Below are 20,609 nucleotides of genomic sequence, written 5' to 3'. Positions count from 1 at the left end.
GGCCGCGGTTCGACCGCGACGTGACCCGCTACGCTCCGCCGGGGAGTACGTCCGCCAGCGAGGGCTCCGGGTCGTCGGGCTCGGTCCGGAGTTCCACGGCCACACCCACCAGTCCGGTGACGAGCGCACCGACACCCCAGATGCGACTCGCGCGGACGAGCCACGGGCGTGGCTCCAGTTCGCCGACGTTCTCGAAGGCGACGCGGTACCCCAGCGTCGACAACCGGAGTGACCGGCGTGGGCTGACGATACCGAGCAGTCCCTGCAGTGCGAGCAGTCCGTAGGCGACCGCCCGCGGTACGGCTCCGTTCACGGGTGCGCTAGCGGCGACACCCGTTTCAACCTGCGGTCGTCTCCCGGTCGACGGGACCACACCGGCGTCCGTCTGAGAGAGCGAGCACTCACTCGTCGTCGCGTGCGTCGGCGGCTCCCGTGCCCTCGCGCGAGTCGCCCACTCTCGAGCCGTCGCCGTCCGTCACGACCTCTGCTGCCGTCCCCGTCCTCACGGCGGTGGCCCGTCCGGAGTCGTCGGCGACTCCCTTCGCACCGTCGCCGGTCTCGCCGACCCCGTGGGTGTCGAGCAGTTCGTCGAAGTCGTGGACGCGGTAGTCGGCGACGACACAGCGTCCACGGCGCCGGTGGCCGTGTCGCTCGACGTGGACGGCGTCCAGCCCCGCGTTCCACGCCGCGCCCACGTCGCTCTCGCCGTCGCCCAACAGCACACCCGAGGCGTCCCCCGACACTTCGAGGTCCCCGAGTACCCGCTCGACCGGCGCCGGATCGGGCTTGTACCCCGTCTCCTCCGAACACGCGAGGAAGGCGTCGAACCACTCGTCGATCCCCAACGTCTCGACGACCGGGTACGCGAGGAAGGCGGCACAGTGAGTGACCACCCCGACCGGCACGTCTGCGGTACGGAGCCGCTGGATCAGGCGCGCGGCGTCGTCGTACACGTAGGAGGCGGCCGCCCGTGCCTGCGGGTCCTCCTCGTCGTGGAACACCGGCCAGAACTCCTCGGGTGCGATCCCCAGCTCGCGGAGGTGGTCGTTGCGGGTCCCGGTGAGGCCGTGCCAGAGGTCCTCTGCCTGTCGGTCGGAGAACTCGTAGTCGAGACGGTCGCCAGTGCGGTCGAACACGTCCCGGACGTACTCCCACTCCGCGTCGACTACCGTGCCGTCGAGGTCGAACAACCAGACGTCGTACTCGTCGGGACCCATGTGGACCACCACCTAGACGACGGACCGACAAGTGTCCTCGGGTAGTTCAAAAACTCGTGAGCGAAACACTCTTTCGTTCACAGACGCTACGACGACCCACGATGGACTCACACGGGGACACCTCGACGACGGTCGAGGGGCGGTTGGCGAGTGCGTTCGGGCTCGCGGGCGACGAGTGGCTCCGGCACGCCAACCCGAAGAGCGTGTACTCGCGGTTCACCGTCCTCCCGCTGTTCGTCGTCGCCGTCTGGAGTCGCGTGTGGCTCGGCTGGTGGGCACTCCTTCCGGTCGCGGCGACGGTCGCGTGGACCTACCTCAACCCACGGCTGTTCGACGAACCGGCGTCGTTCGACAGTTGGGCCGCGAAGGGTGTCCTCGGCGAGCGGATCTGGGCGGACCGAGAGTCGTTCGGACTCGACCGGACACGACGGCGGCAGCTCCACGCGATCACGGCGGTGCAGGTCGTCGGTGTGCCGCCGTTCCTCTGGGGGCTGTACACGCTCGCCCCGTGGGTGACGGCGACGGGGTTGGTGACGATGGTCCTCGCGAAGGTGTGGTTCCTCGACCGGATGGCTCACCTGTTCGACGACTACCGCGACACCGACGCCGTCCGCGCGTGGCTCGCGTGACGACGCGGCGCCACACGCTCCCGCCGCTCGTACCCCCGCCGACCACTCTCTCCGACCCCGCTCACAGGGTCACGACAGCGTCGCAGCCACGTCGGCCTCGGTGATGATCCCGACGACGCGTTCGCCCTCGGTCACCATCACGGCCTCGGAGTGTTGGAGGTAGCCGCTGATCCGGTCGAGTCTGTCCTCGGGTGAGACGACCGGGAACGAGGGACTCATCACCGTCCGCACGTCCAACTCGTCGAGTGAGTCCTCGCGCGACTTCGCCTGGAGGATGTCCGCCAGCGAGATCGACCCGACCGACGACGCACCCTTCAACACCGGGAGTTGGTCGTAGTCCTCCGCCGTCATCCGGTCGCGTGCGTCGGCGACGGAGTCGTCCGGCGCGACGCTGACGATCCCCTCGTGGTAGATGTCCGCCGCGAGGACGACCGTCTCCCGCTCCAGTTCGTCCAGCGCCTCGACCACGGCCCGCAGTGTCGACATCCGCGGGTCCACGTCGCCCCCTTCGATCCGGGCGATCAACGGCTGCGAGACGCCCGCGAGCTCCGCGAGCTCTGTCTGTGTGACGCCCACGTCGCCCCGTCGCTCTTTCAACTGCTCCGGTGTCGGGATGTCCATACCTGGAATGAGCCGTAGTAATAGAAGTGTGTTCCGACGGCGAGCGCGGGGACGTCCGTTCGCTCGTCGGCCGATCAGGCGGCCTCGTCGGCGGGCGCTTCCTCGGTGTCGGGGTCCGCGATCACGTCGATGACCTCCAGCGGGATGTCCCGCAGCGCGGAGCCGACCTCGCTCTTGGCGATCCGGGCGGCGTGTTCCTCGCTGTCGGCGTTGAAGATCTCGATCTCGAGGAACAGGCCGACCAGCGCCGTCTCGGCGGCGATGAACGCGGAGTCGAACTGCTCGCCACACGCCGGACACGGCGTCGCGCCGACGTTCACCTCGACGTACTCTTTGTCCGCCTCGTTGAGGCGACGACCGGCCTCGCTGACCGCGACTCCGATCGCGTCGTCGACTTCTTCGACGTCTCGCACCAACCACGCGGCCTCCAACGCGACGAGGTAGTTGCTCATACCCGGTCGTTGGGGTGTGGGGCTTTCTACTCTTGCGGTTCGGGGTGGGACTCCGTGCACCCACATCTCGGCACCGACTCCGGAGCCTCGACCACTCCACTGCTCCGTGCGACTCCACTCGGCGGCGTCGACCCGCCGCTCGTCTTCCCGTACGACTGCCGTCACCACGCCGTAACTTACGAGCGGCCCCGTGCTGTGATGGGTGGGCTATCTCCGAGGAGACACCGTCTCGACCCGTCGGCGTGGTGAGCGCCCGCTCGTCTCGAGTCCGGCGGCGAACCGCACGACTGCGTCGGGTTCGACGTGTCCGCCACCGGCGACGGGTTTATACGTGGGCGTCGCCCGGGGTCTATCCACACCCGATGACGACCGCTACGACCCGCGCCCGCCGCGCGACGACGTTCGCACTCCACCAACTGACGCTGCTCGTCGGCATCCTCGTGTTGCCGGTGGCACTCCTCGCCCGTCGAGCAGGCGTCGTGCTCCCGATCCGCCGACTCGTCGAGTGGGCCAACGAGACGTACGACCGCCACGTCGCGGAGTGACGACCCCGAGGGACCGATCCGACTGCGGAGACTCGTTCTCGTCGTCCGCAGACACACGCTCTCGTTCTCGATCGATCGCCGATCCACGGCGTCGCACGCCGACCGGAGTCGACGACCCGACCACCCCCGAGAATCCCGCCTCCGGCGGGGTGGTGGGGAAGGAACGGTTTTATCTGCGGCGACGACCTACCTCGGGTCAATGCGACCGACCAGCGACCTCGACGATCTCACGCCGGGTGCAGACGACCAGACGGTGTTCGGCCCGGAGATCGGTGAGTTCCCCAACGCCGACCAGCGGGCGGGTGCGACGGACAGAGACGGTGAGATGAAGACCGGGACGACCACCGTCGGCCTCCGTGCCGAGGACGGCGTCGTCCTCGCGACGGACATGCGGGCCTCGCTCGGACCGATGGTCTCCTCGAAGAACGTCCAGAAGGTCGAGGAGATCCACCCGACCGGCGCGCTCACCATCGCCGGCTCCGTCTCCGCGGCACAGAACCTCATCGAGACGCTGAAGGCGGAGGTGCGCCTCTACGAGTCTCGCCGCGGCGAGGACATGAGCATGCAGGCGCTGTCGACGCTGACCGGCAACCTCCTGCGGACGGGTGGGTTCTTCATCGTCCAGCCGATCCTCGGCGGCGTCGACGACGACGGTGCACACGTCTACTCCATCGACGCGGCCGGTGGGATGACCGAGGAGGAGTACACGGTCACCGGCTCCGGCTCCCAGTACGCGCTGGGTGTCCTCGAACAGGAGTACGACGAGACGCTCGCCATCGACGAGGCACGCGACGTGGCGACGCGTGCGATCCAGTCCGCGATGGAACGGGACGTGGCCTCCGGCAACGGGATCAACATCGCCGTCGTCACCGAGGACGGCGTCGAGATCACCCGCGAGAAGGACGTCGAGTCGCTGCTCGCCTGAGGACCGCGACCGCAACCGCCGACCGGCTCCCTCTCTTCGACTACTACTCGACCAGCGACGGCCGTATCGTCGGCCCCACCGTCGACTCGTCCGGTCGCGCTACTCCCGGTCGCGCTACCCCCGGTCTGCCCGGAGGTCGACCACCGGCTCTGGGTAGTCCAGTCCGAGTTGGACGCCGTACGCCGCCTGCTCGCGCTCGGAGAGGGTCCACGGCTCGTGGACGGCGTCGGCCGGGAGCGGCTCCAGTTCCGGGAGCCAGTGGGTGACGTACTCGCCCTCGGGGTCGTACCGTTCGGCCTGCGAGAGTACGTCGAACGAGCGGTTCCGCGAGTCGTTGCCGACGCCGGCGATGTACGCCCAGTTGCCGTAGTTCGAGGCGGGGTCGTAGTCGACGAGGTGCGTCTCGAAGTACGCCGCCCCGCGGCGCCAGTCGATCCGGAGGTCGTTCGCCAGGAAGGAGGCGACGTTCTGTCGCCCGCGGTTGCTCACGTACCCCGTCGCGACCAACTCCCGGAGGTTGGCGTCGACGAACGGGACGCCCGTCTCGGCGTCACACCACCGCTCGAACTCGCGGGCGGCGTCGTCGTCCGTCGCCGGGTCCCGCCAGTCGATGTCGGTCCGGTCGCGGATGCCGGGTCGCTCGAAGAACCGCGCGCCGTGTTTGGCGAACTGGAACTGGAAGAAGTCTCGCCACAACAGCTCGAACACCAGCCAGTAGGTGTCGTCGTTCGCGACGCGCTCCGTCTCGTAGCGGTCGACTGCGGCGGCGACGCGCCGCGGAGAGAGGCACCCCTCGTTGAGGTACGGCGAGACCTTCGCGGAGTAGTCCGGCCCGAGCATCCCGTTGCGCGTCTGCTTGTACTCGCGGAGGTTGTCACCCTCCCAGATCCACGCCTCCAGGCGGTCGAGTGCCGCCGACTCACCACCCGGGAACGGGTGGACGCCGCGGTCGTCGGGCTCGACTGGCTCGACGCCCAACTCGCCGGGTGTCGGACACTCGCCGGGCGGGATCGACTCGCCGACGGCGTCGGGTGTCGGGGGGACCGTCGGCACCGGGAGCGGGTCACCCGGCTCGGGGCCGCTCTCGACACGTTGGCGGAACGGCGTGTAGGTGTCGTCGATCTCGGTGTACGGCACGGGGAGGTCGTCGAGGTGGTACAGCGTGTGGCCCCAGTGCCGCGTCGTCTCGACCGGGCGGTTGCGGAACGCGTCCTCGACGGCCGCCTCGACGCCCGCCTCCTCCGGCGTCGGGTACGTGTGGAAGTGGACGGCGTCGGCGTCGACCGCTGCGACGAGTTCCGGGAGCACCGCTTCGGGAGCGCCGTGGCGGACGACGAGGTCGCCGTCGCGCTCCCGTAGCCGTGCCCGGAGGTCGGCGACCGCCTCGCGGCGGAACCGGACGCGGTGTGGGCCGGTCTTGTGGTAGCGGAACGAGTCGCGCCCGCCGAACGGGCGCTCGCCGTACTGGCGTGGGTCGAAACAGTACACCGGCAGGAGACGGTCGGCCTCGGCGGCCGCCGTCAGTGCCGGCGCGTCGTGGAGTCGGAGGTCGCGTCTGCACCACAGGACGGCGGTGTCTGACATCGAGCGTGGTAGGGCTGTCGACGACTTCAGTGCCGCGGCGTCGTGACTCCGAGAGCGACGACGGCACGGCGGTGTCGCGGAGTCACGTCGAACCGAGGAGAGACACCCGCTCGACGGTGTCGTCGCGCCGTCGAGTCGCGTCGCTGTGTGGCGTGTGACGGCGGCAGAGAGGGGAGACGGACACGGCGTCGGTGGCTCGCGTGGTCCCCACGGCCACGCGAAGTCGTGAGTGGCGACAGCAGATCGTTCTCTAGCCGGTTCAGACTCGCTTCGAGCGTGCCTCACGCACGCTGGCCCCCTCGCGGACCATGTCCTCACAGGAGGGGCAGACCCGAACGTCGTCCATCCCCGGCGGGGCGAACACTCGGACGTACCGCTCCGTGACGAACGCACCACAGTTTCTGCATTCCGGCATGCACTGTACGACAGGGACTACTCCCACCTATTAGTTCCGGCCACCCTGTCGTCGCTGGAACGCCCTCACCGACCCGTTCTCGTCGGTGGAGCGGTTGGCGCGAGTAGCCAGACCTCGTAGCCGATTCGCCACTCGTGTCACCCGGCGTCGTGGTCGGAGCCCCCGACCACGTCACCCGGTGCCGGCGACCGCGTAGACGACGAGGAACCCGAAGTACAGCAGGACGAGCGTCCCGAGCGCGAGGTAGCGGTACCGGCGGAGTTCGTCCCACTCCGACTCGGCGGCCGAGCGGTAGGCGGCGGCCTCGGCGTCGTCGACCAGATCGCGGTGGGCTCGCCCACGGTGGAGGTCGCGGTGTCTGGCCCGCGCGAACACCCGGCCACAGTGCTCACAGGTGTGCGTCTCCGCGTCCGTCGGGACTGACACTTCCGAGGGGTCGACACCCATCGCCGGGACGCCGTCACTCGCGTCGGCGTCGCCGGCCGAGGCGCCGTCTCTCCGCTCGTCGTCGCCCACGTCGGCGTCGACGGTCGCGGCCACACCCTCACTCGCGTCGCGGTCGGTGGCCTCGGAGTCGGATTCGGAGTCGGTCACAGGTAGGGTGGTGCACCTCCGGGAGTCGTGACGATCCACAGTGCGACCATCGTGTACGCGACCATCACCAGCGTGATCCCGTACTGGCTCCGGATCGCCTGCATCCGGTCGGGGAACAACTCGTAGGCGGCGGTGTGTGCGATCCAGATGGCCAACAGGTGGCCGCCCAACACCGCCGCGATGCCGACACCGCCGATCCACGAGGGGACGACCAGTGTCGGCGGGGCGACGGGTGGGGTCAGCGGCGCCGCCAACACCGCGAGCGTCGTCGGCAGCAGCGATAGCGTCGTCCCGAGCGTGTGCGCGAGGTGGTAGCCGGCCGCGATGGCGAGCAGCGACGGCGCGAACCGTCGGACCAACGCCGCCGGCGTGAGGTACGTCGCCGCGGTCCGCCGCGCCAGTCGCCCCGCCACCGCCAGCCCGGCGTAGAACAGTCCGAATCCCCCCACCAGCAGTGCGACGTACAGAACGAGTGGCGGCACACCGGCAGCCACGAACGGTCGCGCGAGCGACTGCCAGAGTCCCGTCCCGACGAAGCCGTCGTACGTCGTCGCGAACACCACCGCGACGACGAGGGCGGCGTCGTCGCGTCCGTCCACCCACGCGGCGCTCGTCGCGCCGCTTCCGGGGAGTCGCACGGCGAGTCCGTCGGCCGTCCGTTCCAGCGGCGCGATCCGACCGTAGGCTCGTGCCAGTCGCGCGAGTGGGTCGCCACGTCCGAACCACGTCTCCGCGCCGAACACGACGGCGCCCGCGAGCGTCGCGACGCCGTAGGCGGCGACGACCGTCGCGAGCAGTCGCGGGTCGTCGGCCAACGGCGTGACCACCTCGACGAACACGAGCAGTAACAGTCCGGCGACGGCGGGCCACGAGCCGAGGGCGTCGGGGTACGAGCGGTCCAGCGACGGGAGCGGGCCGGCGACCGTCCGGAACGGGTCCAGCGTCGCCCACACGTCGCCGACGAGGTAGGTCGCTGCGACGACGAGCCCCCACCAGCCGACCCACACCACCAGCGTCGTCGCGTTCCTGATCGGGTCCGTCGGTGTCACCGACCCGGCGGCGAAGCCGCTCGCGAGCACGACGAGGAGCCCGACGAGTCCGAGGGCTCGCCCGGACAGTCGGAGCACCCGTCCGGTCGACAGCGTCGGTCCACGCCACGTGTCGAGTCGCCGGACGAACGAGCGATCGGTGACGAACGACGCCAGCAGGAAGGAGGCGCCGACGACGCCGCCGCCGGTCGCCAGGAACAGCCACGTCGGGACCGTCAGCGACTCCGGTGCGACACCCCGCAACCCGCCGCTGTGTGCGACCGCGCGCCCCGCCAGCGTCCCGGCGACCACGACGACGGCGACGGCGACGACGCGAACCGGGCGAGCGAGCCGACGAGACGGCTCGTCAGCGGCGTCGGTACGGGGTCCGTCCATCGGGAGATCGTCCGAGGGCCGTGACCCTGTAGCTTGCGGACTGCGGGCGGACGGGTCGTTGACCACGACCGTACGGCTCGCGGATCACGACCGTGTCGGTCCCGCCCGACTCACTGCGCGACGGTGGCGTCGATGGCGGTGTCGACGCCGTCGGCGATCCGCTCGCGGAGTCGTTCGGCCGGGCCGCTCGTCTCGACGACGTTCTCCAGCAGGACCGTCTCGCTGGGGAACAGGTGGTCGCCGACGACGAGCCCGTGTTCGCGGGCGGTGTTCCCCGTGACGGTGAGGTAGACGCCCACACCCGTGTCGGCGATCGCCGCCTCCTCCTCGCGCCCGGGATCGGGGTAAGTGAACGACACGTCCGCGAGCGCCGCCGTCCCCAACACCGCCTCGACGAGCCGTTCGTAGCGCGGCGAGATACACAGCGGCCCCTCGTGGTCGGCGACGAACGAACGGTCCAGTGACCGCCCGGCGGGGATCTCTGCCGGCGTCGCCATCAGCGTGTGGTAGACGGTGTCGCCGAGTCCCGTCGCGACGCGCACGTCCGTGTCTCGCGGGTCGATCCGCTCGTTCACGTCCGCGATGGACTCGACACCCTCGGGGGCGAGCGTCACCACCTCCTCCAAGACGAGATCTGCGGAGTCGAACCCCAGCGCGAACTCGTGGGTCCGCAGCGCGCGGAACGGCTCCTCGCGACCGACGAGTCGGACGGTCGTCTCACCCACTTCCACGACCGCGCTGTCGAAGACGATCCGCCGCGGGTGCGCCTCGCGGTCGTCGCGGACGAGCGTGTACTCGACACCCGCGGGGTCGGTCGGGTCGCTGTAGTCGGCGAGTCGCTCGTAGACGCCCGCCGTGGGTGTCTCGCGCCCCTTCGTCACGGCCTTCTCGTACCGGAGCGTGTTCGAGACCTCGTCTGCCAGCGCCGTCGCCCCGGAGCCGCCGACGGCCGCCAGCCGTTCGAGTGCGGCCTCCAGCGGACGACCCTTCCGGGGGACTGCGACGGCGACGGGTTCGGTCATCGTCGGTGAGACGCCACGGGTCGGCAAAAACGGACGGATTCGGTCGCGTCGGCCGGTCACTCCTCGTCGCCGACTCGGCGGTCGACCGGGTCGATCACACCCCGCGGACGCGCCGGCAGGTCACTCTCCGTCGTCGACACCGCCGCCGGCGGGACCGAACGCCGAGGAGAGTTGGTCGCGGAACTGCTTGAGGTCGGCAACGTCGGACTCCACCTCGCGCACGTCGCCGCGCACGTCGTCGACACGGTCGTCCACGAGACTCTCGACCGTGTCGAGTTCCTCCTCCAACTGTCGGACGGAGTCGCGCACGTCCGAGAGGTCCTCGTCGTCCAACGTCCGGTCCTCGAGCGCGGCGAGTTCCGTCCGCACCTCCGCGACGGACGCCTCCAACTCCTCGGTCGTCGTGGACAACTCGTCGGCGCGGTCCTGGAACGTCTCGCGGCTCTCCGCCACGTCGGCGGCCACCTCGTCGACGCGGTCGTCGACCGCGTCCACGTCCGCCGCGACCTCGTCGATCTCGTCGTGGACCGCCTCCACCTCCTCGTCGACGGCCGTCAGGTCGCCCTGGACCGCGTCGACCCGCTCGTCGACAGCCGTCACGTCCTCGTCGACCGCCGACGCGGTCTCCGCGGCGTCCGTCGCCGTCGTCTCCACGTCGTCGACCCGCTCGTCGACGCCGTCGGTTCGTTCGTCGACTGCGTCGACGCGCTCTGCGACATCCTCGACGTCCGACTCGACGCCGTCCACGCGACCGTGGACGGTCTCCACCTCGCTGCGGACGGCGTCGAGGTCGCCGGACAGCTCGACGGTCGCCGCCTCCGCGTCGGCGGCGGTCTCGGCGGCGGCCGCGGCTTCGTCGGCCACGTCGTCGATCCGCTCGCGTGCGGTAGCGAGGTCCTCGGCGACGCTCGCGACGGTGTCGCTCGTGTCCGCGACGGACGCCTCCACCGCGTCGACCGTCTCGGCGAGGTCCTGTCGCGCCGCCGCCGCGGTGTCCAGCGTCGCCCGCACGTCGTCGAGTTCCGAGCGGAGCGTCTCGACCTCGGCGTCGAACTCCTCGATCACCTCGGTGGCGGTGCCGTTCTCGTCGATGAACGCCTCCAGCGCGTCCGTGTACGCCGACAGGTCTGCGACCTGCGTCTGGAGCCGTTCGATCCGCGTGTCGACACCCGTGGAGTGGCCCAGTTCCAACTCGCGGGACAGCGTCTCCTTCGCCTCGGCCGACACCTCGCCGGCACGCAACTCCGCCGCCAGCGCCTCTGCGAGCCCGTCCGTCGTCGTCGCGGCACCGGTCGCCACCACGGCGGTCTCGTCCGGGTCCGTAGACGCGGCGGTCTCGTCTTGATCCGCGGACGTGGTGGTCTCGTCTTGGTCCGCGGACGTGGTGGTCTCGGCGTCCTCCGTGGACGCGAGACCCTCGTCCGGCCCGGTGGGGGTAGTCGCCTCGACACCCTCGTCGGCGACGGCGGCACCTTCCTCCGTGCCGGTCACGTCGACGGTCGTCGCCGCTTCGTCGCGATCAGCCGTCTCGGTGTCGTCGCCAGTCTCACCCGTCGCCTCGGACTCTGCAGTCGCCTCGGTCTCGACGGTCGCCTCGGTCTCTGGGGTCGCCGCAGTGTCTCCGGTGTCCGTCGCCGGATCTGCGCCGAGCGATCCGGCGGCCTCGCTGACTGCGTCTGCCGCGTCGTCGTCGAACGACGTAGGGGTCGGCTCGGTGGCCTCGTCTGTGGACTCGACGTCTTCGTCCGTCTCGCCGCTCTCTGCGCCGGTCTCGTCGGAGTCGTCCGCAGAGACACCGGTGTCAGCTGCCGTCTCGTCCGTCTCGGCCGCCGGTGCGGTCTCGTCAGCCTCCGACTCGCCACCGGTCGGTTCCGCGAGCGGATCGTCTGCCGTCGCGGCGTCGGCGTCACCGTTCGACTCCGAGAGCGGGTCGTCGGTTCCCCCACCGGTCTCGGCCAGCGGGTCGTCGGTTCCCCCACCAGTCTCGGCCAGCGGGTCGTCGCTGCCGCCCGTCTCTGCGAGCGGATCGTCTCCCGACACCGACGCGCCGTCGTCGGCCCCACCGGCACCGACCGACGCGTCGTCGGTGTCGGCGGTCGTCGCGAACTGGTCGGTCGCGTCACTCCCCGTCGGCGACAGCGGGTCGTCGCCCAACAGACCGCCGGTGTCGTCGCCCTCCGCCGAGGAACCGGGGACGCCGTCGCGGTCACCGGAGAGCACGTCGCGCACGACCTGCGAGGAGTCCTCGCCGATCACGTCCGCCACGTCACCCGTCGGGTCGGCGTCTTCGGCGATGGCCGTCACGGTCGGCTCGCCCAAGAACCGGTCGAGGTCGTCCAGGTTCTCCGTCCGAATCCCGTAGACGGTCTCGATCTCCTCGCCCGCCTCGATCCGTCGCCGGAACTCCACGCGGTGGTCCTGGTAGGCGGTCCAGTGTTCCGCCTCGAAGTCCGGGTGGAACCCCACCCGATCCATCGAGAAGCCGTCTGGAATGTGGTCGACGATCCGGAACTCGGTCGCCTCCGACCGCTCGGAGGTGATCGTGAACGCCACCGCGGGCACCGGGAACTCGTCGGCGTCGAATCGTTTGTGCACGACCAGACCGTCGGCCTCCACCGCGACGGGCTCGTCGCCGTCGGACCCCTGACTCATGGCTCCCTCTTCACAACCCGGGTAAAAAACCCCTCGGGCTATCCGGTCGACTCCGGTGACGTGACCGGTGACTCTCACCACGGCGGCCGCCGAGCTACTCCTCGGTGACGACGGTCACCGGCACCGGAGAGTCGAGGACGATCCGCTGAGTGTCGTCGCCGAACAGCGCCTTCCCGGCCGGCGAGCGTTTCGGTCCGGTGAGGAACACGTGGTCGACGTCCGTCCGGTCGATCTCCTCCAAGACGACGTCCGCGAACTCGCCCAGTCGACCGGCGGCGTCGTAGCTCACGTCCACGTCGTCCAACACCGCTCGGCCCACGTCGGCGGCGTAGTTGCGCGCGCCGTCCTTCGCCTGGCCGCTGGAGTAGCTGACCTCGCCGCTCGTGACCGACGCGAGTTGCTCGCGTTCCTCCGCGTACTCCTCCTCGTCGGTGACGTGCAGCAGCGTCAGTTCGGCGTCGACGCCCGCCGCCAGTTCCCCGGCCTCTCTCACCAGTCGCTTCGCCGTCTCCGTGGAACCGACGACCGCGAGTGCGTGGTCCATGTCCGTCCGTTGACCCGTCCGGGGTTTAAATTTCGTGTGGTACGGGTCCGCGGGCCGTGCGGGATCTCAGAGGTCGACTCGGTCGCCGATCTCGACCACGTCCAGTCGGTCGGGGAACTCGAAACTCCGGACGTGCTCGTGGAGCGCGGAGGGGTCCGCGGTGAGCCCCTTCCACATGTCCCAGTGGGTCGGGAGCAGACGGTCGGCCTGGAGCGCGCGGGCCACCCTGACGGCCTCGTTCTCGTCGCAGTACCACTTCGTCTCGACCGGTTCGCCGGTCTCCTTGTCGGGAACCGTCCCGACGGAGCCGAACGCGACGATCGCGAGGTCCACGTCGTACGTCTCGCCCACCGCGGCGAACCCCTCGTGTGGCTTCGTGTCGCCGCCGTGGAACACCGTCGTCCCGTCGTACTGGAGCAGGTACCCGACGGGGTGTGTCGCGTCCGGGTCGTGGACGTCGACCACGTCGATCTCGATCCCGCCGACGTCGAGGGAGTCGCCCTCGGCGACCTCGACGAACTGCTCGTCCGACACGTCCCACCGGTCCGTCCACCGCTCGTCCTCGCGGGCGACCGCCAGCGAGTCGTCGGCGGCGTAGAAGTCGGCGTCCGTCTCGGCGAGGATCGGTGCCTGCGACGGCCCGTGGACGTGGTCGGTGTGCTCGTGGGTCGCGAGCACGGCGTCGGCGGCCGTCACGTCTCGCGGGTCGAACGGCACCGGCACCATCCGGACGGTACGCGGTGGGTCGCCGGTCCCGACGTACGGGTCGATCCACAGCGTCGACCCGTCTGCGGCTCTCACGACGAAGCCGTTGCAGCCGAGGTACCACAGCGACAGCCCGTCCGGATCGGCGGTCGCGACGGCTCGCGGGAGCCAGTCGCCCCAGTCGCTGGTCGTCTCCGGCCCCGGCGTCGACTCGTCCCCGTCTGCGGCGTCTGTCTGGTCCGTCACGTCCGGCGGCACGCCCGCGAGACTCAAAGCCGTGTCCACTCCGCCGCAGCGGTGGATCGGCCGATCCCGAGCACTTTCGCAGTCGCGTCTCGGTCGCGTCCCGGTCGTCAGTCACCGGCGACCAACACGACCGCGAGCACGGCGAGTCCGATCCCGACGACCTTCCGGGCGGTCAGCGACTCGTTCAACAGCGCGACGCCGACCACGGAGGCGAGGACGAGGAACATCCCGAAGACGGGTGTCACGACCGAGACCGGTCCCAGCGACAGCGCGCGGTAGTACGAGAGGATACCGACCGCCAGGAACAGTCCGCTGGCGGCGACGAACGCCATCTCCGGTTTCCGGACGTGCTCGACGACGCTCTCGCCCTGCACCGCGATCACGCCGAGCGTGACGATCACCAAGATCCCGTTCGACACCAGGGCGGCGACGTTCGACGGCACCGCACCCGCTCCGGTCGTCGCCCGGTTCAACAGCGGCGGCACGAACGAGTAGGCGACGAGCGCGACCACCGCCCACGGCAGGTAGTTCATCTCGACACCGTAGCGCCGCCACGGGTCAAGAGCGTTCGGAACGTGGCTCGGCGAACGCGCCGAGAGAGGTGCGAAGATTCCGTTCCCACGCCCCTGGAAACCCACCGCGAGTGGTCGAACGTTCCCGTACGTTCATGTGGGATGCTGTGACACCCTCCAGTATGGACTTCGCGCTGTCCGACGAGCAACGACAGATTCGCGACGAGGTGCGGCGGTTCGCCGAGAACGAGATCGCGCCGGTCGCCTCGGAGTACGACCGGGCCGAGGAGTACCCCCGCGAGATCGTCGACCAGGCGGCCGAACTCGGGCTGACGGCGCCACACGTCCCGATCGAGTACGGCGGTGTCGGCTACTCCTCGCTGGAGATGGCGCTCATCACCGAGGAGTTGTTCGCCGTCGACCCCGGGATCGGGCTGTGTGTCGTCTCGGCCGGGTTCGGCTCCGAGGCAATCGTCGCGTTCGGCACCGAAGAACAGAAAGAGGAGTACCTCCCGCCGCTCACGGAGGGTGAGGCCGTGATGGGCGCGGCGATCTCGGAGCCACAGGCCGGCTCGGACGTGACCGGCATCACCACCACGGCGGAGAAGGACGGCGACGAGTGGGTGCTGAACGGCAACAAGATGTGGATCACGAACGGCTCCGTCGGCGACTACTTCGTCGTCATGTGCGAGACGGACCCGGACCAGGACGACCGCTACCTCGGCTACTCCCAGATCCTCGTCGAGGCGGACCGCGACGGCTTCTCGACGGAGAAGATCACCGGGAAGATGGGGATCCGCGCGTCCGACACGGCGGAGCTGATCTTCGACGACGTGCGCGTCCCCGCGGAGAACCTCGTCGGCTCCCGCGGGATGGGGTTCCCGCAGTTGATGCAGTTCTTCGACGAGACGCGCACCGGCGTCGCCGCACAGGGTGTCGGGATCGCTCGCGGCGCGGCCGAGCGTGCCAAGACGTACATGTCGGAGCGTGAACAGTTCGGGCGACCGATCTCGGAGTTCCAGGCACTACGGCACGACCTCGCGGAGGCGTTCACCGACATCGAGGCGGCACGGCAGTTGACGTACAAGGCGGCCTGGCACGTCGAACACGGCGACGGCTCCGAGTTGACGAAGCTCGCCTCGATGGCGAAGGAGTACGCCTCGCGCGTGGCAGTGGACGTGAGCGACACGGCGGTGCAACTCCACGGCGGCGCCGGCTTCGTGAACGACCACGACGTCGAGCGGTTCTACCGCGACGCGAAGATCACCCAGTTGTACGAGGGGACCACCCAGATTCAGAAGAACATCATCGCCCGCGAACTGTACGACGAGGGGTACTGAGCGGTCACGTGGCGACGTGACGCGCCTCTCGTCGGTCGCCCAGCCGACCACCCGGCACCCCCACGCTTTTCGGGTCGCCACGCGTCGGTCCCGGGTGTGACACACGTCGTCGTCGTCGGCGGCGGCCCTGCCGGGCTGTCGGCGGCACTGTTCACCGCGAAGAACGGACTCGAGACCACCGTCTTCGACACGGACGGCACCTGGATGCACAAGGCGCACCTGTTCAACTACCTCGGCCTCAACTCGATGGACGGGAGCACCTTCCTCGAGGTCGCCCGCGACCAGGTCGACGACGTCGGGGTCACGCGCCACGACGCCGAGGTGACGGACGTGAGCGAGACCGACGACGGGTTCGCGGTCTCGGCGGACGGCGAGACACACGAGGCGGACTACGTCGTCCTCGCCACGGGTGCGAACCGCGACCTCGCCGAGGACCTCGGCTGTGCGACGACCGACGAGGGTGTCGTGGACGTAGACGTGACGATGGAGACCTCCGTGGCGGACGCGTACGCCACCGGCGCGATGGTCCGTGCCGAGGAGTGGCAGGCGATCATCTCCGCGGGCGACGGCGCGGCGGCGGCGCTGAACGTACTCACGAAAGAGAAGGGTGAGCACTTCCACGACTTCGACACACCCGCCGACGCCGAGACCGTGATGGCCGGTCTGGTCGACGACGAGGCGACCGACGACTGACCGGGGTCTGCGGCTGCCGCAGTCGATCTCGGTCAACGTCTCTCCCGCCGGTTCCACCGTCGTTTAGTCCACGCACGCCGACGAGCGGACGTGTCGACACTCTCGGGCCTCGACTTCGCGGCCGTCGCAGAGCGTGTCCCGCCGCTTGCGGCGCTCGTCGTGGCCGTCTTGGCGGTCTCGACCAGTGCGATCCTCGTCGAGTACAGCGGCGCGCCGAGTCTGGTGAAGGCGTTCTACCGCGTGCTGTTCACCACGCTCGTCTTGCTCCCGCTGGCGGTCGGGCGCGACGCGGACCGGCGGGCGTTCCGACGGCTCCGTGGCCGGGACCTCCTCGTCGCGGTCGCCTCCGGCGCGGCGCTGGCGCTGCACTTCGCCTCGTGGTTCGAGAGTCTCCGCTGGACCAGCGTCGCGGCGAGCGTCACGCTCGTCCAGTCACAGCCGGTGTTCGTCGCCGTCGGGGCGTGGGCGCTGTTGGACGAACGGGTGAGCCGCGGCGGCGCGGTCGGCATCCTCGTCGCGCTCGGCGGGGCGGCGCTGTTGGCCGGCGGTGGCTCGCTCTCCGGGGCGGCGCTGCGCGGCGCGCGACCGCTGTTCGGCAACGCGCTGGCGTTGGTCGGAGCGTTGTGTTACACCGTCTACGTGCTCGCCGGTCGCTCGCTCCGCCAGCGGTTCCCCGTGATCCCGTACGTGGTCGTGGTGTACGCCGTCTGTGCGGCCGTGTTGCTCGTCGCGGTCGTCGCCCGCGGACACCCACTGCTCGGCTACGCTCGCCGGGAGTGGCTGTTGTTCGCCGCGATGGCGGTGGGGCCGGGGCTGTTCGGACACACCGTCGTCAACTGGGCGCTCGCACACGTGGAGTCGCGCGTCGTCTCCGTCTCCTTGGTCGGCGAACCCGTCGGGGCGACGCTGTTGGCCGCCGTCCTGCTCGCGGAGGTGCCGACGGCGACGACCGTCCTCGGCGGGTGTGTCGTCCTCGCCGGGATCGCGCTCACCGCCCGGAGTCGTACCGGCGACACCGACACGGGCCGGGGTGACGGGACCGACACGAGGTCGGAGTGACGGAGCAGACGTGGGGTTTGGGGTGACGGGGCGGACGTGGGGTTTGGGGTGACGGGGCGGACGTGGGGTTCGGAGTGACGGGACCGACACGGGCCGGGGTGACAGGGTGGTCTCGTGGGCGCTACGGGAGTCGGAGTGTTTTTGATCGAACGTCCCACACAGACGGTATGGTCGAGGCGGGCGCGGTCCGAGTCCTCTACGTCGACGACGAGCCCGAGTTCGCGGACCTCGTCGAGTACTGGCTGGAGGACGACGACGGCGACCCGCCGCTGTCCGTGACACCCACGACCGGTGTCGAGGAGGCGCTGGAGGTGTTGGCGAACCAGCCGATCGACTGTGTGGTCTCGGACTACGACATGCCCGGCCGCGACGGACTGGACCTGTTGGAGGCGCTCCGCGAGCGCCACTCCGCGCTGCCGTTCGTCCTGTTCACCGCCCGTGGCGGCGAGGAGACGGCTCGCGACGCCTTCCGGGCCGGCGTCACCGACTACATGGTGAAAGACGGCGACCCGGAGACGATCCGCCTGCTCGCCGAGCGGGTCCGCAACGCCGTCGCCAAGCGCCGTTCGACGGACGGCGCGACGGACGACCACCTCCAGTACCGAGCGGGGATGCGCGACATCGCGCTCGACGCCGCGACGAACCTGATGTCGGCGACGCCGGACGAGTTGGACACGAAGGTGTCGTTCACGCTCCAGACCGTCTCGGAGTTCATGGACATCGGACGGGCGGCGACGTACTTGGAGACGGACGGCGACTACGAGCGGACCCACACGTGGACGGCCGACGCCTACGCCGCCAGCGCGGCCGACGGCGGGACCCACACGGAGGCGGACTCCGAGACGGACGGGCCCTCCGTAGACGGGTCGGCGGAGTGGACGGACGACGACACGACGAACGACGACACGACGGACGACGACACGACCGACGGCGACGCGACGGACGACACGACCGACGGCAGAGCGGACGGCGACGTGAGAGTGATGCCACCGCCGGGGCCGCTGCCGGAGACGCTGGACCCGGCGGAGACACACGCCGAGTGGCTCGACCGCGTCGCTCGGTTCGAGACGGTCCAGTACGGCGACCCGGGCTGTCACCCGAGCGCGGAGGGGACGGTCGGCCCGCCGGGCCGCTCGGGCGTCGTCGCGCCGATGCTCTCCTCGGAGTTCCGACTGATCGGCGTCACGGTGTTCGACGACCCGGAGAGTCGCGTCTGGTCGGACGAGGAGGTGGACCTGATCGAGACGGTGACGGAACTCGTCACGCGGGCCGTCGAGCGCCGGCGGCAACAACGCGAGTTGCGGCGCCAGAACGAGCGCCTCGAACAGTTCGCCAGTGTCGTCAGCCACGACCTCCGGAACCCACTGGCGGTCGCGGACGGGTGGCTCGACCTCGCCGCAGACGGCCACGAGCAGGGGTTCGAGAAGGTGGCCGACGCCTTGGATCGGATGGAACAGCTCATCGAGGACGTGCTCACGCTGGCCCGCGACGGCAGCGACATCGGCGACGTGGAGCCGGTGGAGTTGGAGGCGGTCGCACGCGAGGCGTGGAGCCGCGTGAACACGCGCGACGCCGAGTTGTCGATCGGGGGGGTCACGGTCGTCCCGGCCGACGAGGGACGACTCGCATCCGTCTTCGAGAATCTCTTTCGGAACGCGGTCGAACACGGTGGGAGCGACACGACGGTCGAGGTCGGGCCGCTCGCGGACGGCGGGTTCTACGTCGCCGACGACGGACCGGGGCTCCCGACGGTCGACGAAGACGACCTCTTCGAGTGGGGGACGACCACGGAGTCGGACGGTTCCGGACTGGGGCTCGCCATCGTCTCGACGGTCGCCGAGGCACACGGCTGGTCGGTCACCGCGACGGACAGCGAGGCGGGGGGCGCCCGCTTCGAGTTCGACACCGGTACCCACGAGGACGTGTTCGACAGTGCCGATTCGGTGGCGGACACGTCCGACGGAGACGGGGCGAGCGAGCAACTGTTCGGCGGCGACGCAGCCACCTCGGACGGAGACATCGACGAGTCGGAGTCGTCGGGTAGCGACGCAGCCACCTCGGACGGAGACACCGACGAGTCGGAGTCGTCGGGTAGCGACGCAACCGCCTCGGACGAGGATACCGACGAGTCGGACCCCTTCGGCGGCGACGCCGCGGAGTAGCGCCCCCGCTCGTTCGTCCGGCCCCGACTACTCCAGCAGCTGCTTCGTCTTCCAGTGGCGGTACCGGAACATCGGCTCGAAGCCGACGGCCCCGAACGGGCCGAGCACGTCGCCGACCGACCCGCCGGGGAGGCGGTAGTTCACCTCGTCCAACAGCACCGTCCCGTCGCCGTCCGCCCGGAACGAGTGGGTGTGTCGCCACTCGGGGAGCGGGCCCTCCGCCATCGTGTCGACGAAGTGTGCCTCGTCGCCGTCGCGTTCGCGCTCGACGATCTCGGCCACCCACGGCTGGCGCGGCCCGACACCGAGCGGCCGCAGTGCCATCTCGATCCGCGACCCGGTCTCCAACACCGCCGGGTCGACCGTCCCGTCGGGGCCGGTGACCCGCTCGACTGCGAGTCCGAGGAAGCCCGGCGTCAGTGCCTCCAACCCACGGATCTCCGAGTGGAAGTCCCACACCTCGTCCAGCGGCGCGTCGATCCGCGTCTCCTTCCGGTAGACGGCCATACACCGTCTGGGGGCCGGATCGGAATAAGCGACGCCTTCCGCAGTGGGCGACGCCGGAGTGACTCGATCGTCGCCCCGACTACCCCGTCCGCTCGACGCCGACCCGCCCGTCGCCGGTGCGCACGGTGAACCCGGCGTCGACCAGCCAGTCGTGTGCGGCGCCGTCGGCGTGGAGCAACACCTCGGCGAGGTCCGCCGGGTCGTCCACGTCCGTCGCCAGCCGCCGCGAGTCCACCTCGCGCACCCGTGCGTCCAACCGCGCTGCGACACGCCGGTGGTCGCGGATCGACGCGCCGTGGTAGTCCGTCCGGAACCCCGGGTGCGCGACGACCATCGCGTTCGTTCCCCCACCGAGTCCTGGCGCGAACACCAGGTCTGCTCTCGGGGTGGACTCCGAGGTGGCCTCGTCGCCGCGCTCGCCGTTGCCCGCGTGCCGCTCGCCGGTCAGACGGCGGACGCTCTCGGCCGTCGCCAGCGGCACGTCCGCCATCACGATTCCGAGCGGCGACTCCCGTGTCGGTTGCCGCTCGGCGAGCACGGCGTCGACGGCCGTCCCCAGCGGTCGGTCGTCGACGGTCTGTGTCACGTCGCGGTCGAGTCGCTCCGTGGTGAGCAACTCCGGCGTGTGGCCGGCGGCACGGACCGCGGCGAGCACGTCAGACAGCATCGCCTCGGCGAACGCTCGTCGTTCGTCGCGGTCCAGAACGTCCGCGAGTCGCGTCTTCGGCCGTCCGGCCGCGAACGGCACGAGGACGCGCATC

Annotated in this window: 21 protein-coding genes and 1 pseudogene; 7 read left to right on the top strand and 15 right to left on the bottom strand. The window is 70.2% G+C overall.

Going from position 1 to position 20,609, the window contains the following annotated elements; translation table 11 throughout:
* Positions 1-28: 28 nt before the first annotated feature.
* Both RYH80_RS04040 and RYH80_RS04035 read right to left on the bottom strand, forming a co-directional pair.
* Positions 29-313, bottom strand: a complete 285-nt coding sequence (locus RYH80_RS04040) for a DUF6199 family natural product biosynthesis protein (RefSeq protein ID WP_370902575.1) — start codon at positions 311-313, stop codon at positions 29-31.
* A gap of 268 nt (positions 314-581) precedes the next feature.
* Positions 582-1,217: pseudogene (locus RYH80_RS04035) on the bottom strand (HAD family hydrolase); the annotation flags it as partial.
* Positions 1,218-1,318: 101 nt separating this feature from the next.
* Here RYH80_RS04035 and RYH80_RS04030 point away from each other — a divergent pair.
* Positions 1,319-1,846: a DUF6653 family protein gene (locus tag RYH80_RS04030; protein WP_370902574.1), complete on the top strand. Its 528-nt coding sequence runs from the start codon at positions 1,319-1,321 to the stop codon at positions 1,844-1,846.
* Between the two features lie 69 nt (positions 1,847-1,915).
* Here RYH80_RS04030 and RYH80_RS04025 read toward each other — a convergent pair whose 3' ends face one another.
* Together RYH80_RS04025 and RYH80_RS04020 are read right to left on the bottom strand one after the other, a co-directional pair.
* A complete protein-coding gene (locus RYH80_RS04025; protein ID WP_370902573.1) occupies positions 1,916-2,467 on the bottom strand; it encodes a CBS domain-containing protein in 552 nt (183 codons plus the stop codon).
* A 74-nt stretch (positions 2,468-2,541) separates the two neighbouring features.
* The gene (locus tag RYH80_RS04020) at positions 2,542-2,919 is read right to left on the bottom strand and encodes a DUF555 domain-containing protein (RefSeq protein WP_370902572.1); all 378 of its coding nucleotides are present in this window, start codon (positions 2,917-2,919) and stop codon (positions 2,542-2,544) included.
* A 362-nt stretch (positions 2,920-3,281) separates the two neighbouring features.
* Between RYH80_RS04020 and RYH80_RS04015 the strand changes: the two genes are divergently transcribed.
* Together RYH80_RS04015 and psmB are read left to right on the top strand one after the other, a co-directional pair.
* A complete protein-coding gene (locus RYH80_RS04015) occupies positions 3,282-3,464 on the top strand; it encodes a hypothetical protein (RefSeq protein WP_370902571.1) in 183 nt (60 codons plus the stop codon).
* A gap of 199 nt (positions 3,465-3,663) precedes the next feature.
* Entirely contained in the window at positions 3,664-4,389 is a 726-nt protein-coding gene (gene psmB / locus RYH80_RS04010) for an archaeal proteasome endopeptidase complex subunit beta (protein WP_370902570.1), read from the top strand.
* Positions 4,390-4,503: 114 nt separating this feature from the next.
* On the opposite strand, the gene RYH80_RS04005 is transcribed toward psmB, so the two are convergent.
* From RYH80_RS04005 to RYH80_RS03965, 9 genes are all read right to left on the bottom strand, one after another.
* Positions 4,504-5,973, bottom strand: a complete 1,470-nt coding sequence (locus RYH80_RS04005) for a DASH family cryptochrome (protein ID WP_370902569.1) — start codon at positions 5,971-5,973, stop codon at positions 4,504-4,506.
* Between the two features lie 259 nt (positions 5,974-6,232).
* Complete coding sequence (locus RYH80_RS04000; protein WP_370902568.1) at positions 6,233-6,388, bottom strand: DUF7563 family protein; 156 nt, start codon at positions 6,386-6,388, stop codon at positions 6,233-6,235.
* Between the two features lie 171 nt (positions 6,389-6,559).
* The gene (locus RYH80_RS03995; protein ID WP_370902567.1) at positions 6,560-6,982 is read right to left on the bottom strand and encodes a hypothetical protein; all 423 of its coding nucleotides are present in this window, start codon (positions 6,980-6,982) and stop codon (positions 6,560-6,562) included.
* Positions 6,979-8,406, bottom strand: coding sequence for a hypothetical protein (locus tag RYH80_RS03990; RefSeq protein ID WP_370902566.1), 1,428 nt, complete (start codon positions 8,404-8,406; stop codon positions 6,979-6,981). The genes RYH80_RS03995 and RYH80_RS03990 overlap by 4 nt, the downstream gene beginning before the upstream one ends.
* A gap of 110 nt (positions 8,407-8,516) precedes the next feature.
* The gene (locus RYH80_RS03985) at positions 8,517-9,428 is read right to left on the bottom strand and encodes a phosphoribosyltransferase HisG-related protein (RefSeq protein WP_370902565.1); all 912 of its coding nucleotides are present in this window, start codon (positions 9,426-9,428) and stop codon (positions 8,517-8,519) included.
* Between the two features lie 120 nt (positions 9,429-9,548).
* A complete protein-coding gene (locus RYH80_RS03980; RefSeq protein ID WP_370902564.1) occupies positions 9,549-12,080 on the bottom strand; it encodes a hypothetical protein in 2,532 nt (843 codons plus the stop codon).
* Between the two features lie 94 nt (positions 12,081-12,174).
* Positions 12,175-12,624, bottom strand: coding sequence for a universal stress protein (locus RYH80_RS03975; protein ID WP_370902563.1), 450 nt, complete (start codon positions 12,622-12,624; stop codon positions 12,175-12,177).
* Between the two features lie 66 nt (positions 12,625-12,690).
* Positions 12,691-13,575 carry an MBL fold metallo-hydrolase gene (locus RYH80_RS03970; RefSeq protein ID WP_370902562.1) on the bottom strand — a complete coding sequence of 295 codons (885 nt, stop codon included), beginning with the start codon at positions 13,573-13,575 and terminating at the stop codon, positions 12,691-12,693.
* A 107-nt stretch (positions 13,576-13,682) separates the two neighbouring features.
* On the bottom strand, positions 13,683-14,108 hold the full coding sequence (locus RYH80_RS03965) for an EamA family transporter (protein ID WP_370902561.1): 426 nt from the start codon (positions 14,106-14,108) through the stop codon (positions 13,683-13,685).
* A 161-nt stretch (positions 14,109-14,269) separates the two neighbouring features.
* Here RYH80_RS03965 and RYH80_RS03960 point away from each other — a divergent pair, with 161 nt between their 5' ends.
* The 4 genes from RYH80_RS03960 to RYH80_RS03945 all read left to right on the top strand — a co-directional run bounded on the left by RYH80_RS03960 (position 14,270) and on the right by RYH80_RS03945 (position 19,341).
* Positions 14,270-15,427, top strand: coding sequence for an acyl-CoA dehydrogenase family protein (locus tag RYH80_RS03960; RefSeq protein WP_370902560.1), 1,158 nt, complete (start codon positions 14,270-14,272; stop codon positions 15,425-15,427).
* A 96-nt stretch (positions 15,428-15,523) separates the two neighbouring features.
* Positions 15,524-16,120, top strand: a complete 597-nt coding sequence (locus RYH80_RS03955; protein ID WP_370902559.1) for an FAD-dependent oxidoreductase — start codon at positions 15,524-15,526, stop codon at positions 16,118-16,120.
* Positions 16,121-16,210: 90 nt separating this feature from the next.
* Entirely contained in the window at positions 16,211-17,179 is a 969-nt protein-coding gene (locus tag RYH80_RS03950; protein ID WP_370902558.1) for a DMT family transporter, read from the top strand.
* 167 nt (positions 17,180-17,346) lie between these two features.
* The gene (locus RYH80_RS03945) at positions 17,347-19,341 is read left to right on the top strand and encodes an ATP-binding response regulator (protein ID WP_370902557.1); all 1,995 of its coding nucleotides are present in this window, start codon (positions 17,347-17,349) and stop codon (positions 19,339-19,341) included.
* Positions 19,342-19,368: 27 nt separating this feature from the next.
* Here RYH80_RS03945 and RYH80_RS03940 read toward each other — a convergent pair whose 3' ends face one another.
* Positions 19,369-19,848, bottom strand: coding sequence for an SRPBCC family protein (locus RYH80_RS03940; protein ID WP_370902556.1), 480 nt, complete (start codon positions 19,846-19,848; stop codon positions 19,369-19,371).
* Between the two features lie 79 nt (positions 19,849-19,927).
* Positions 19,928-20,608 (bottom strand): CofC family guanylyltransferase, encoded by a 681-nt coding sequence (locus tag RYH80_RS03935; protein WP_370902555.1) that lies wholly within the window; start codon positions 20,606-20,608, stop codon positions 19,928-19,930.
* Position 20,609: the final 1 nt, after the last annotated feature.

This window comes from Halobaculum sp. MBLA0147, assembly GCF_041361345.1.
Taxonomy (GTDB): domain Archaea; phylum Halobacteriota; class Halobacteria; order Halobacteriales; family Haloferacaceae; genus JAHENP01.
Note: the sequence above shows the minus strand (reverse complement) of the source record. Positions and strands in the feature narration are given on the sequence as shown.